This window comes from Pseudomonas sp. NPDC096950 (genome assembly GCF_044762525.1).
Lineage (GTDB): Bacteria > Pseudomonadota > Gammaproteobacteria > Pseudomonadales > Pseudomonadaceae > Aquipseudomonas.
Window position 1 is genome coordinate 21,652 of record NZ_JBIWEL010000028.1, and the last position, 13,305, is coordinate 34,956.

The 13,305-nt window shown below is 60.7% G+C and carries 10 protein-coding genes; 7 read left to right on the forward strand and 3 right to left on the reverse strand.

All coding sequences use genetic code 11. The features are described 5' to 3' along the window. Window position 1: 1 nt before the first annotated feature. Window positions 2-2,752: a response regulator gene (locus ACIQY3_RS29430; RefSeq protein WP_403026904.1), complete on the reverse strand. Its 2,751-nt coding sequence runs from the start codon at window positions 2,750-2,752 to the stop codon at window positions 2-4. A 214-nt stretch (window positions 2,753-2,966) separates the two neighbouring features. On the opposite strand from ACIQY3_RS29430, the gene ACIQY3_RS29435 reads away from it, so the two are divergent. The 7 genes from ACIQY3_RS29435 to ACIQY3_RS29465 all read left to right on the forward strand — a co-directional run bounded on the left by ACIQY3_RS29435 (window position 2,967) and on the right by ACIQY3_RS29465 (window position 11,507). After that, a complete protein-coding gene (locus ACIQY3_RS29435; RefSeq protein WP_403026907.1) occupies window positions 2,967-3,689 on the forward strand; it encodes a response regulator transcription factor in 723 nt (240 codons plus the stop codon). Further along, a complete protein-coding gene (locus ACIQY3_RS29440; RefSeq protein ID WP_403026910.1) occupies window positions 3,676-5,106 on the forward strand; it encodes a histidine kinase sensor domain-containing protein in 1,431 nt (476 codons plus the stop codon). The genes ACIQY3_RS29435 and ACIQY3_RS29440 overlap by 14 nt, the downstream gene beginning before the upstream one ends. A gap of 242 nt (window positions 5,107-5,348) precedes the next feature. Beyond that, entirely contained in the window at window positions 5,349-6,251 is a 903-nt protein-coding gene (gene cysM, locus ACIQY3_RS29445) for a cysteine synthase CysM (protein ID WP_123509990.1), read from the forward strand. After that, a complete protein-coding gene (gene rlmD / locus ACIQY3_RS29450; protein WP_403026915.1) occupies window positions 6,251-7,603 on the forward strand; it encodes a 23S rRNA (uracil(1939)-C(5))-methyltransferase RlmD in 1,353 nt (450 codons plus the stop codon). The genes cysM and rlmD overlap by 1 nt, the downstream gene beginning before the upstream one ends. Before the next feature lie 125 nt (window positions 7,604-7,728). Further along, a complete protein-coding gene (gene relA / locus ACIQY3_RS29455; RefSeq protein WP_054054885.1) occupies window positions 7,729-9,972 on the forward strand; it encodes a GTP diphosphokinase in 2,244 nt (747 codons plus the stop codon). A gap of 130 nt (window positions 9,973-10,102) precedes the next feature. Beyond that, the gene (gene mazG / locus ACIQY3_RS29460; protein ID WP_403026917.1) at window positions 10,103-10,936 is read left to right on the forward strand and encodes a nucleoside triphosphate pyrophosphohydrolase; all 834 of its coding nucleotides are present in this window, start codon (window positions 10,103-10,105) and stop codon (window positions 10,934-10,936) included. Window positions 10,937-10,964: 28 nt separating this feature from the next. Further along, the gene (locus ACIQY3_RS29465) at window positions 10,965-11,507 is read left to right on the forward strand and encodes a DUF2058 domain-containing protein (protein ID WP_403026920.1); all 543 of its coding nucleotides are present in this window, start codon (window positions 10,965-10,967) and stop codon (window positions 11,505-11,507) included. A 78-nt stretch (window positions 11,508-11,585) separates the two neighbouring features. Here ACIQY3_RS29465 and ACIQY3_RS29470 read toward each other — a convergent pair whose 3' ends face one another. Both ACIQY3_RS29470 and fabB read right to left on the reverse strand, forming a co-directional pair. Next, on the reverse strand, window positions 11,586-11,780 hold the full coding sequence (locus tag ACIQY3_RS29470) for a hypothetical protein (protein WP_403026923.1): 195 nt from the start codon (window positions 11,778-11,780) through the stop codon (window positions 11,586-11,588). Between the two features lie 411 nt (window positions 11,781-12,191). Further along, on the reverse strand, window positions 12,192-13,305 hold a 1,114-nt coding region (fabB, locus tag ACIQY3_RS29475), incomplete at its 5' end, for a beta-ketoacyl-ACP synthase I (RefSeq protein WP_403026925.1).

Consider the following 13,305-nt stretch of genomic DNA (forward strand, 5'->3'; position numbering starts at 1 on the left):
ATCAGGCGCTGATACGCGCCTGTGCGGCCAGGCGATTGATCGAGCGTTCCAGTTCTTCGAGGGCCGCCGCGGCTTTCGGGTCTTGTTGCTTGAGCAGGGTTTCACTGCGCTGGCAGGCGGCGCGCAGTTGCGGGACGCCGCAATAACGCGTGGCCCCGTGCAGGCGATGAACCCGTTCGATCAGGGCGTTCTGGTCGTTGGCTTCCCGGGCAACGCGAATCGCCTCGCGATCGGCTTCCAGCGAGGCCAACAGCATCGCCAGCATGTCCGCCGCCAAATCAGCCTTGCCGGCGGCCAGGCGCAGACCTTCTTCGTGATCGAGCACGAGCAAGTCACTGCCAACAGGGTTGTCGCTGGAGCGTTCCGGCACCTGATTGCGCAGTGCCAGGCCAGTCCATTTCAACACTACTTGGGCCAGTTGCCGTTCGCTGATGGGTTTGGTCAGGTAATCGTCCATACCGCTTTGCAGCAGCGCGCGTTTTTCGTTGGCCATGGCGTGGGCGGTGAGGGCCACGATTGGCAGTGGCGTGCAATGTCGTTCGCTTTCCCACTGGCGAATCGCTTCGGTACTTTGGCGTCCGTCCATGCCGGGCATTTGCACGTCCATCAGCACCAGATCGAAGGTTTCGTTCTGTACCGCTTTGACTGCGGCGTAACCGCTTTCCACGGCGAGGACCTTGGCGCCCATGTCTTCGAGCAGGGTTTGCACCAGCAGCAGGTTGGCCGGGTTGTCGTCGACACAAAGCACCTTTGGCGCGCGGCTCGACACCGGTTCGCCGGGTTCGCTGCGCTGCTGGCGCGGGTTGACCAGATCGGACAGGGCCCGACGCAATTTGCGCGTACAGGCCGGTTTGGCCTGCAACTGACTGTGAGGGTTGGGCACCGAGAGGTGGAAAAGCGTCTGCTCGGTGGTCGGGCACAGCACCAGGACTTTGCAGCCCAAATGTTCGAGGTCCCAGATGTGTTGGTTGAGACGTTCCGGCGGCATGTCGTTGCTGGTGATGCCAAGCACCGCCAGATCAATCGCCTGCTCGGTCTGATGCGCACCGGTAACCCCGTTGGTCAGGCTTTCCAGGGTGTTGAACGGCGTGACTTCCAGGCCGCAATCTTCCAGTTGATGCTGCAACGCCTGACGGGCCAGTTCGTGATTCTCCAGCACCGCCACCCGACGCCCGAGCAACGGTGGACCGGGCAGGTCTTCGGCGTCGTCGCGGGTTTTCGGCAGGCTCAGGCTGATCCAGAATTCCGAGCCTTCCCCCGGCGTGCTGTCGACGCCAATCTCGCCGCCCATCTGCTCGATCAAACGCTTGGAAATCACCAGCCCCAGACCGGTGCCGCCGGGTTGGCGCGACAGCGAGTTATCCGCCTGGCTGAAGGCCTGGAACAGGGCGCGCACGTCCTGGTTTGACAGACCGATGCCGGTGTCCTGAATGCTAATGCGCAGTTGCACGCTGTCTTCGTGCTCTTCTTCAAGCATGGCCCGGGCGACGATGGTGCCTTCGCGGGTGAACTTGATCGCGTTGCTGACGAGGTTGGTAAGGATTTGCTTGAGTCGCAGCGGATCGCCCACCAGCGACAACGGCGTGTCGCGATACACCAGGCTCACCAGTTCCAGCTGTTTGGCGTGGGCGGCCGGGGCGAGGATGGTCAAGGTGTCCTGCAGCAAGTCGCGCAAGTTGAATGGAATATTGTCGAGCACCAGTTTGCCGGCTTCGATTTTCGAGAAGTCGAGGATCTCGTTGATGATCCCCAGCAGGCTGTCGGCGGACTTTTCGATGGTGCCCAGGTAATCGAGCTGGCGCGGGGTCAGCTCGCTTTTTTGCAGCAGGTGGGTGAAGCCGAGAATGCCGTTGAGTGGCGTGCGGATTTCATGGCTCATGTTGGCCAGGAATTCGGATTTGATCCGGCTCGCTTCCAGGGCTTCCTTGCGCGCCAGGTCCAGCTCGATGTTCTGGATCTCGATGGTTTCCAGGTTCTGGCGTACATCTTCGGTGGCTTGATCGACGCTGTGTTGCAATTCTTCCTGGGCGTTTTGCAGGGTGCCGGCCATGCGGTTGATGCCGGACGCCAGCTCATCCAGTTCCTGACTGCCGAGGGGTGGCAGGCGGGTTTCCAGATGACCGTCCTTGAGTTGCGCCACCGCCAGTTTGATCTGGCTGATCGGCCGGTTGATCGTGCGGCCCATGCGCAACGCCAGCAGCGCCGCGCCGGCCAGACCGGCGAAAATCAGCAGCAGGCTGGCGAACAGGCTGCGGTAACCGCGCAGCAGCATGCCGTTATGGGACAGTTCGATTTCGACCCAGCCGAGCAGGCGGTCGGCTTCGTCGGGAATCAGGTCACCGGCCAGGTTGCGATGCTTGCCGAACACCGGCAGCAAATAGCGGGTCGCGTCATTGCCGCTGCGCCGCAGCATCTGCGAGCTGTTGCCGATCGGCGCCGCGTTGAGCATGGTCGGGCCGGCGTGGGCCAGGGGCGTGCGGTCGGGGGCGAGGAAGGTCACGGCGCGCACGTCGGTCTGTTCCAGCGACTGGGTGGCGATGCGCTCCAGCAGGTCGGTGTTCTTGTGACCCATGGCCGGGGCCACCAGCGGTGCGAGCTGTTCGGCGATCATCTCGCCGCGCTGCATGAGTTGGGCTTGCAGGTCCGATTGCTGCATCCAGGTGAAATAGCCGCCCAGGACCAACGCCATCAGGCTGGTCGGAAGCAAGGTCAGCAACAGCACGCGGCCTTTAATTCCCAGTTTCTTGAGCACGCATCTCTCCTGCATCCCGCTATTTATTGGACCCGCACGTGCATCCGGCACGCACCACTTGCGCAGTGTAGCGATTTGCAGGCGGGCAATCTTCGTAAATTGATGTCGTCATTCGTCGGCTGGATTGCCGCTTTTGCCTCCCGACCAAACCTTGGGTTGCCCCTGGCGAGGCAATCTTGAATAATCGCCAACTGAGAATTATTTGCAGATAGTCATGAATCCCATCACTGCTGGCCATCCCCGTATCCTGTCTATAGAAGACGACCTCGTGCTCGGCGCTTATGTTCACGAGCACCTGGGGCGCTGTGGTTTTCAGGTGACCTGGTGCCAGAACGGCCAGGAAGGCCTGGCCATCGCCCGTGGGCAGCCGTTCGATGTGGTGTTGATGGATATCCTGCTGCCGGGTATGGACGGGCTGAATGTGCTGACTCAATTGCGTCAGAGCCATGCCACCCCGGTGGTACTGATGTCGGCGCTGGGTGCCGAGGCGGATCGCATCAGCGGTTTTCGCCTCGGTGCCGACGATTACCTGCCCAAGCCGTTCAGCATGGCCGAGCTGCGGGTGCGCATCGAAGCCATTCTGCGGCGGGTAGCGCTTGATCGTCGGCCAGAACCTTTCGCGGTGGTTAATCCGGTCCACAGCTTGTTGTTCGACGATGACCAGTGCGAAGTCTTCTATCGCGAACAAGCCGCCGGCCTGACCCGTAGCGAGTACCGCTTGCTGGAAACCCTCAATCGCAACAATGACGAGGTGTTGAGCAAGGCCTTCCTTTATCAGCAGGTGTTGCAGCGCGGGTACGCGGCCCATGATCGCAGCCTCGACATGCACATCAGCCAGATCCGCCGCAAGCTCAAGGCCATCGGCTACACCGAGCGGGAAGTGCGCACGGTGTGGGGCAAGGGTTACGTATTGAGTGCCGTCGATGAAATGGTCTGACCTGCCTGGACGGCACTCGCTGTTCTGGAAACTGGCGTGCCTGTTGGTGGCGTTCTGTCTGCTGATGATCTGGCTGAGCTGGTCCTGGGGCCGCTACATGGAACAGAAAAACCTGTTCCTGTCCGACGAAGCCCGGGGCACCTTGACGCTTTACGCCGCCGAAGCGGAACAGGCGTGGAATGAGGGCAAGAATGCCGGCGTCGATGCCTGGCTGCAGCGAGTCGGCCGGCGCGAGACGACGTGGGTTGGCGTGATTGGCGGCGACTTGCAGTCCTTGAGCAGCTATCCGCTGGTGGACAAGGAAATCCAGCGCCTGACCTTTCTGCGCGGCCTCGATTGGCCCACCAGCCGCCATACCCAAGGCTTGCCGTGGCTGCGTGTGCCGTTCCCCAAGGATCCGGCTGCCGGCAGTCTCGTCATCGAATTGCCGCAACGTTTCATGCCTGGGCAATACCGGGTGTTCTGGCGCGTCATCACCAATGGTGTGATTCCCGGACTGTTCACCTTGCTGCTGTGCGTCGGTCTGTACCGCTTGCTGGTGGTGCCGTTGAACAGCCTGCGCGAACAGGCCAACGCCTGGCGCGCCGATCAGTTGAACGTGCGCCTGTCGAGCCACACCACCAATCGTTCGGATGAACTGGGCGAGCTCGGCCGGGCCTTCGACCACATGTCCGAGCGCCTGCAAAGCACCGTGGCCCTGCAACAACAATTGCTGCGAGACCTGTCCCACGAACTGCGCACGCCACTGAGCCGCCTGCGGGTGGCCAGCGAAGGCGAACAGGATCTGGTGCAATTGCGTGAGCGTATCGGCCGTGAAGTCGATGGCATGCAACGCCTGGTGGAAGACACCCTGCAACTGGCCTGGCTCGACACCGAACGCACCCGGTTGCCCGACGAATCGATTCAGATCCAGGCGCTGTGGGACATGCTCACGGAAAACGCCTGCTACGAAAGTGGCTGGCCGGCGAGTCAATTGCACTGTGCCGTGGATTCCTCCTGCTGGGTGCGTGGTCATCTGAATACCCTGGCCCAGGCGTTGGAAAACATCGTGCGCAATGCCATTCGGCATTCGCCTGTGGGGGGCGTCGTGAGTCTTGGCGGACGGCGTGATGGCGATTACTGGCATCTGTGGCTGGAGGACCAGGGCGGCGGGGTGGCTGAGGCTGACCTGGAACGCATCTTCTCGCCGTTCATTCGCCTCGACGGCTCGCGGCCGGGGGATGGAGGATTTGGCTTGGGGTTGAGCATTGCGAGGAATGCGGTGCAGCGCCAGGGTGGGCGGCTTTGGGCGGAGAACACTGAGAGTGGGTTGCGGCTGAATATGTGGTTGGTGGCCGACACGGATGGCGTTAGTGACGACGCCTTCGCGAGCAAGCCCGCTCCCACAGTGGATTTGCATCGCTCACAAATTGTCTGAACATCACCGAACCCTGTGGGAGCGGGCTTGCTCGCGAAGGGGCCTCCCCTCCGGTGAAAAAGTGTCAGCGCTGCTGACACAATTACTCTGAAGCCGCTGTACTGCTCAAATGCTGCCTGCCGCCGACTGCATCAATCCGTCCCTTATTCCCATAAGCCATAAGCACCACACTTTGCGTGATATGGCCTGCCAACGTTTGCCGGTATGATAGGCGCCCCCGCAGTCTGGATTGCGAATACGCCATGACCTTGCAGTACCCAACCATCGCCGATTGCGTCGGCAACACTCCGCTGGTTCGTTTGCAGCGCCTGCCTGGCGCCACCAGCAATACCCTTTTGCTCAAGCTCGAAGGGAATAACCCGGCGGGTTCGGTCAAGGACCGTCCGGCGCTGTCGATGATCACCCGCGCCGAGTTGCGTGGGCAGATTCACGTCGGCGATACGCTGATCGAAGCGACGTCGGGTAACACCGGGATTGCGCTGGCCATGGCCGCCGCGATCAAGGGTTACAAGATGATCCTGATCATGCCGGACAACTCCAGCGCCGAACGTAAGGCAGCCATGACTGCTTATGGCGCCGAGCTGATCCTGGTCACCCAGGAAGAAGGCATGGAAGGCGCCCGCGACCTCGCCCAGCGAATGGAAGCCGAAGGCCGTGGCAAGGTGCTGGATCAGTTCGCCAACGGGGACAACCCGGAGGCGCACTACACCACCACCGGCCCGGAAATCTGGCGTCAGACCGAGGGCACCATCACTCACTTCGTCAGTTCGATGGGCACCACCGGCACCATCATGGGCGTGTCGCGCTACTTGAAAGAGCAGAACGACAACGTGCAGATCATCGGCCTGCAACCGATGGAAGGCTCGGCGATTCCGGGCATCCGTCGCTGGCCGCAGGAATACCTGCCGAAGATTTACCAGGCCGATCGCGTCGACCGCATCGTCGACATGGCCCAAAGCGAAGCCGAAGACGTGACCCGTCGCCTGGCCCGCGAAGAAGGTATCTTCTGTGGCGTGTCCTCGGGCGGTGCGGTGGCAGCGATGTTGCGTCTGTCCCGGGAAGTTGAAAACGCGGTGATCGTCGCGATCATCTGCGACCGTGGCGACCGTTACTTGTCGACCGGCATTTTCGACGCGCCCAACTGATGGCCAAGCAAGAGAGAGGCCTGCGCTTCCAACCCACGGGCGGCAGCAAGGCCCCACAAATTCCGACCGGCAAAAAGCAGCGCTTGAGCATCGAGCGTCTGGCGAATGACGGTCGCGGTATCGCGTTTTTCGAAGGTCGCACCTGGTTCGTCATCGGCGCATTGGCCGGTGAAGAGATCGAGGCGCGCGTGCTCAATGCCCACGGCAAAGTGGTCGAGGCGCGCACCGAACGGGTGTTTCAGGCCAGCGAACTGCGTCGCCCGGCACCGTGTCCGCACGCCGGTCGCTGTGGCGGCTGCAGCGTGCAGCATCTGCCGCACACCGAACAACTCGCCCTGAAACAGCGCATGCTCGCCGAGCAATTATCCAAGGTCGCCGGTGTCGAACCGCAAGAGTGGGCAGCGCCGTTGAGCGGTCCGGAATTCGGATACCGCCGTCGCGCCCGGGTGGCGGTGCGCTGGGACATGAAAGCGAAAAAACTCGAAGTTGGTTTCCGCGCTGCGGGCAGTCAGGACATCGTCGCAATCACTGAATGCACGGTGCTGGTACAGCCCTTGCAACCGATCATGAGCCGCTTGCCGGAAATGCTCCGTCGCTTGAGCAAACCCCAGGCACTGGGGCATGTGGAATTGTTCAGTGGTTCGTCGCTGGCGGTGTTGCTGCGGCACATGGCACCGTTGTCCGAAGCGGACCTGACGATCCTCAAGGATTTCTGTGCATTCCATGAAGCCCAATTGTGGTTGCATGGCGACGGCGAACCGCAACCGGTCGATGCCTCGCAAAATCTGGGTTATCGCCTGGAACAGTGGGGCCTGGACCTGGCGTATCGGCCAGGGGATTTCATCCAGGTCAACGCCGGGGTCAACGAAGCGATGGTCGCCCAAGCGCTGGACTGGCTAAAACCACAAGCGGATGAACGCGTGCTGGATCTGTTCTGCGGCCTGGGCAACTTTGCCTTGCCGCTGGCTAAAGCCGTTCGCGAAGTGGTGGCGGTGGAAGGCGTGCAAGCGATGGTCGAGCGGGCAGCCGCGAACGCCGCTAGCAACAATCTGCATAACGCGAAGTTTTTTCAGGCCGATTTATCCCAGCCTTTGACCGAAGCCGAATGGGCGCGTGAAGGCTTTTGTGCGGTACTCTTGGACCCACCACGGGACGGTGCTTTCGAGGTGGTGCGCAAGCTGGCATCCCTGGGCGCCAAACGGTTGGTGTATGTGTCGTGCAACCCGGCAACTCTGGCGCGCGACACGGTCGAATTGATCAAGCAGGGCTACCGGTTAAAACGTGCCGGGATTCTCGATATGTTTCCTCAGACGGCACATGTCGAGGCCATGGCGTTATTTGAAGCGAGCTAGGACGGCTCGTCTGGTCCGACTGGCCGCCCGTGCAGCCGCCGCGCACCAGCCCGGCGCGGGCTCACGGGCATTGAAGGTCAGCGATTTGACGCATTGAATCTGCGTCGTAGGGAAGGTAAAGCAAGATGGTACAGGTGAGAGCACACCAGCCGATCAACACCGACGGCAGTATCAATCTCGAGGCTTGGCTCGATCACGCGGTCACTGTCGATCAGGCACTGGATCGCGAAGCCTTGAAGGAAGCCTGCGAGTTCGCTCGACAGGCTGAACAACAAGCCAATGCGGCAAAGAATCTCTGGTCCGAAGGGACTTCGAGTTTCCGTACTGGCCTTGAGATCGCCGAGATTCTCGCCGACCTCAAACTCGATCAGGATTCGTTGGTCGCCGCGATCCTGTATCGCGGCGTGCGCGAAGGTCAGATCGAATTGCCGTCGATCAGCCAGCGCTTCGGTCCGGTGGTCGCCAAACTCATCGACGGCGTGTTGCGCATGGCGGCGATCAGCGCCAGCCTGAGCCCCCGTCAATCTCTGGTGCTGGGCACTCAGGGCCAGGTGGAAAACCTGCGCAAGATGCTGGTGGCCATGGTCGACGACGTACGCGTCGCGCTGATCAAACTGGCGGAACGCACCTGCGCGATCCGTGCGGTGAAAACCGCCGACGACGAAAAACGCAACCGCGTCGCCCGTGAAGTCTTCGACATCTATGCGCCGCTGGCTCACCGACTCGGCATCGGTCATATCAAGTGGGAGCTGGAGGACTTGTCCTTCCGTTACCTTGAGCCCGATCAGTACAAACAGATTGCCAAGTTGCTCCACGAGCGACGCCTGGATCGCGAGCGCTTCATCGCCGACGTGATGAGTCAGCTGAAGAACGAGCTGACCGCCACCGGCGTCGATGCCGACATCAGCGGCCGGGCCAAACACATCTATTCGATCTGGCGCAAAATGCAGCGCAAGGGTCTGGAGTTCAGCCAGATCTACGACGTGCGCGCCGTTCGCGTGCTGGTGCCGGAAATGCGCGACTGCTACACCGCGCTCGGCATCGTCCACACCTTGTGGCGACACATCCCGAAAGAATTCGACGACTACATCGCCAACCCGAAAGAGAACGGCTACCGCTCGCTGCACACCGCCGTGATCGGCCCGGAAGGCAAAGTGCTGGAAGTGCAGATCCGCACCCACGCGATGCACGAAGAAGCCGAGCTGGGGGTGTGTGCGCACTGGCGCTACAAGGGCACCGACGTCAAGGCCGGTTCCAACCAGTACGAAGAGAAAATCTCCTGGCTGCGTCAGGTCCTCGAGTGGCACGAAGAACTCGGTGACATCGGCGGCCTGGCGGATCAGTTGCGGGTCGATATCGAGCCGGACCGGGTCTACATTTTCACCCCCGACGGTCACGCCATCGACTTGCCGAAGGGCTCGACGCCGCTGGACTTCGCCTACCGCGTGCACACCGAAATCGGTCACAACTGCCGTGGCGCCAAGATCAACGGGCGCATCGTGCCGCTCAACTACAGCCTGCAGACCGGTGAACAGGTCGAGATCATCACCAGCAAGCACGGCACTCCGAGCCGCGACTGGCTGAACTCGAACCTGGGTTACGTCACCACCTCGCGAGCGCGGGCGAAGATCGTTCACTGGTTCAAATTGCAGGCGCGGGATCAGAACGTCGCGGCGGGCAAAACCTTGCTCGAGCGCGAACTGGCTCGCCTGGGTCTGCCGGCGGTGGATTTCGACAAGTTGGCCGAAAAGGCCAACATGAAAACCGCCGAGGATATGTTCGCGGCCCTCGGTGCCGGGGATTTGCGCCTGGCGCAATTGGTCAACCTGGCCCAGCAACTGGTCGAGCCGGAACGCGGCAACGAACAGCTGGAACTGATTCCGCGCAAAGCCACCGGCTACAAACCGGGCAAGCGCGGCGATATCCAGATCCAGGGCGTCGGCAACCTGATGACCCAGATGGCCGGCTGCTGCCAGCCGTTGCCGGGGGATGCGATCGTCGGTTACATCACCCAGGGCCGTGGCGTGAGCATTCACCGCCAGGACTGCGCCTCGGTGCTGCAACTGGGCGGGCGCGAGCCGGAGCGGATTATCCAGGTCAGTTGGGGCCCGGTGCCGGTGCTCACCTACCCGGTGGACATCATCATCCGTGCCTACGACCGTTCCGGTCTGCTGCGTGACGTTTCGCAAGTGCTGCTCAACGAGCGGATCAACGTACTGGCGGTCAACACCCGCTCGAACAAAGAGGACAACACCGCGTTGATGTCCCTGACCATCGAGATTCCGGGGCTGGACGCGTTGGGTCGTTTGCTGGGGCGGATTTCCCAATTGCCGAACATCATCGAAACCCGGCGTAACCGTACGCCGTGATGATCCCCCGATCCAATGTGGGAGCGGGCTTGCTCGCGAAAGCGGTGGGTCAGCCAACGTTAATGTTGACTGACACTCCCTCTTCGCGAGCAAGCCCGCTCCCACACTGGTTTTGTGTAGAGATTGATTGATGTATTCACTCGAAGACTTATTGCACCTGATGAACCGCCTGCGCGACCCGCAGTTCGGCTGCCCATGGGACATCAAGCAAACCTACGCCACGATCGTCCCGCACACCCTGGAAGAAGCCTACGAAGTGGCCGACGCCATCGAGCGCGGTGACTTCGATCACTTGCAGGGCGAGTTGGGCGACTTACTGTTCCAGGTGGTTTATTACAGCCAACTGGCCAAGGAAGAAGGGCGTTTCGAATTCGCCGGGGTCATCGACAGCATCACCCGCAAACTGATTCGGCGTCACCCTCACGTGTTTCCCACCGGCGATCTGTACGCGCCGCTGGATGTGCCGCGTCTGAATGAAGAACAGGTCAAACAGCGCTGGGAAGAGATCAAGGCCGAAGAGCGCGCCGAGAAATCTTCCGCGCCTGAGCAGCTGTCCTTGCTCGATGATGTACCGGCGGCGCTGCCGGCATTGTCCCGTTCGGCGAAATTGCAGAAGCGCGCCGGGCAGGTCGGTTTCGACTGGCCGGATGCGTTGCCGGTGCTGGATAAAGTCCGCGAAGAGCTCGATGAAGTGCTCGAAGCCATGGCCGATAACGACGCGGCAGCGATTGCCGACGAGGTCGGTGATCTGCTGTTTTCCGTGGTCAATCTGGCGCGACATTTGAAGGTTGATCCGGAAACCGCCTTGCGCGGCGCCAACAGCAAATTCGAAAGACGCTTCCGTTTTATCGAACAGGCATTGCGCGACACCCTCCGTCCCATAGAAGATTGCACCCTCGAAGAGTTGGACGCCCTGTGGGGCGAAGCCAAACGTCAGGAAAAGAATTTGCCCAGCTGCGGTTGAGCAGTTGCCTAAGTGAGAAATAAGCACCATGAGCATTTCCCTTCGCGACCAGTTGCTCAAAGCAGGGCTGGTCAACCAAAAGCAGGCCAAACAGGTCGGCAAAGAGAAGCAGAAGCAGCAACGTCTGGTCCATAAAGGCCAGATCGAGCAGGACGACACCCAGCAGCGCCTGGCCCAGGAAGCGTTGGCCGAGAAGGTCAAACGCGACCAGGAGCTGAACCGCCTGCAGCAAGAGAAGGTCGAGGCCAAGGCCCGCGCCGCCCAGGTCAAGCAATTGATCGAAGTCTCGCGCCTGCCCAAGTTGACCACCGAGGACTACTACAACTTCGTGGACGACAAGAAGGTCAAGCGCATCTCCGTCAACACCCTGATGCGCAATCAGCTCAGCAATGGCTTCCTGGCGATCGTGCACCACGCCGGCGGTTACGAAGTGATCCCCCGTGAGGCGGCCCTGAAAATCCAGGAGCGCGATCCGCAGCGGATCGTGCAGCTGAACGTCAAGAAGGAAGAAGTCGCAGCCGAGGACGATCCGTACGCGGCCTATCAGATTCCTGATGATCTGATGTGGTAAGCCTTTAACGGTTGCAACAACGACAAACCCCGCTCATGGCGGGGTTTGTCGTTTTCAATGCTGTAGTTGCTTATTGCTTCATGCCTGGACGGAACGCTGTTCGCGTTTCTGTTCCAGAGTTTCCAGTTCGGCCTTGTAGTTGTGGGCGTCAGTCTCGGAGTGGAACATCCCCACCAGCATGTCTTGTTGATGTACATCCCAGATGCGGATACCGGCGGCGATGCCTTCGTGGGATTTATGTGAATCGTCGCGTTCAGTTACTTTTACAGTCATCTGCTAGCTCCAATCTCTGTTATCTGCAGCAAGGCGTGTGCAGGACTCTGTTATATGTTTTGTTAGGTTGCTAAGTAAATGCTTTCGTTCGGTAACGAATATTTGCGAAATCTGCAAAAGTCCCGCAGCCCGCCAAACACGCGACATTCGGTCGCAGGCTGCTGAGTTTTATGACAAAAGTTTCATGTTCGCGTTGAAGAAAACCGCGGGTTGAACTTGACCACATTTCCCCTGTGGGAGCGGGCTTGCTCGCGAAGACGGAGTGTCAGTCACATCATTTCTGTCTGACACACCGCCTTCGCGAGCAAGCCCGCTCCCACAGGTTTTGTGCAGTTGCTGATACTTTTTCCAGGCACAAAAAAACGCCCCGAACCAGTCGGGGCGTTTTTGTGTGCAGCTAGCGGTGGGGTATTACTTACCCGCCCAGCGCTTCAGCACCAGCGTGGCGTTGGTGCCGCCGAAGCCGAAGCTGTTGCTCATCACGGTGTTGATGGTGGCGTCTTCGCGCGTCTTGGTCAGGATCGGCATGTCAGCCACTTCCGGGTCCAGTTCGTCGATGTTGGCGGAACCCGCCATGAAGTTGCCTTCCATCATCAGCATGCAGTAGATCGCTTCGTGAACGCCGGCGGCGCCCAGGGAGTGACCCGACAGGCTCTTGGTGGAGCTGATGGCCGGAGCGTTGGCGCCGAACACTTCACGCACACCTTTCATTTCCGCGACGTCGCCGACCGGAGTCGAGGTGCCGTGGGTGTTCAGGTAGTCGATCGGGGTGTCGACGGTGGACATGGCCATCTGCATGCAGCGGATGGCGCCTTCGCCGCTTGGGGCGACCATGTCGTAGCCGTCGGACGTCGCGCCGTAGCCAACGATTTCCGCGTAGATCTTCGCGCCGCGGGCCAGAGCGTGTTCCAGCTCTTCGACCACGACCATGCCGCCACCGCCGGCGATGACGAAACCGTCACGCTTGGCGTCGTAGGCACGGGAAGCCTTTTCCGGGGTTTCGTTGTACTGGCTGGACAGGGCGCCCATGGCGTCGAACAGGAACGACTGGCTCCAATGCTCTTCTTCACCGCCGCCGGCGAACACGATGTCCTGCTTGCCCATCTGGATCTGTTCCATGGCGGTACCGATGCAGTGAGCACTGGTGGCGCAGGCAGAAGAGATGGAGTAGTTCAGGCCCTTGATCTTGAACGGCGTGGCCAGGCAAGCGGAAACGGTGCTGCTCATGGTCCGTGTTACACGGTACGGGCCAACGCGCTTCACGCCTTTCTCGCGCAGGATGTCCAGCGCTTCCATCTGGTTCAGCGTGGAGGCGCCACCGGAACCGGCGATCAGGCCGGTACGCGGGTTGGAGACTTGCTCATCGGTCAGACCGGAGTCAGTGATGGCGTCTTTCATGGCCAGGTAGGCGTAAGCCGCCGCGTGGCCGACGAAGCGATAGATCTTGCGATCGATCAGCTCTTCGAGGGGAAGGTCAATGGAGCCGGAAACCTGGCTACGCAGACCCATTTCAGCATATTCCGGG

Excerpts from the sequence above, each read along its gene's own strand:
- cysM (WP_123509990.1), top strand. The coding sequence starts at position 5,349 with ATGACCTTGCAGTACCCAACCATCGCCGATTGCGTCGGCAACACTCCG.
- mazG (WP_403026917.1), top strand. The coding sequence starts at position 10,103 with ATGTATTCACTCGAAGACTTATTGCACCTGATGAACCGCCTGCGCGAC.
- rlmD (WP_403026915.1), top strand. The coding sequence starts at position 6,251 with ATGGCCAAGCAAGAGAGAGGCCTGCGCTTCCAACCCACGGGCGGCAGC.
- ACIQY3_RS29470 (WP_403026923.1), bottom strand. The coding sequence starts at position 11,780 with ATGACTGTAAAAGTAACTGAACGCGACGATTCACATAAATCCCACGAA.
- relA (WP_054054885.1), top strand. The coding sequence starts at position 7,729 with ATGGTACAGGTGAGAGCACACCAGCCGATCAACACCGACGGCAGTATC.
- ACIQY3_RS29465 (WP_403026920.1), top strand. The coding sequence starts at position 10,965 with ATGAGCATTTCCCTTCGCGACCAGTTGCTCAAAGCAGGGCTGGTCAAC.
- ACIQY3_RS29440 (WP_403026910.1), top strand. The coding sequence starts at position 3,676 with ATGAAATGGTCTGACCTGCCTGGACGGCACTCGCTGTTCTGGAAACTG.
- ACIQY3_RS29435 (WP_403026907.1), top strand. The coding sequence starts at position 2,967 with ATGAATCCCATCACTGCTGGCCATCCCCGTATCCTGTCTATAGAAGAC.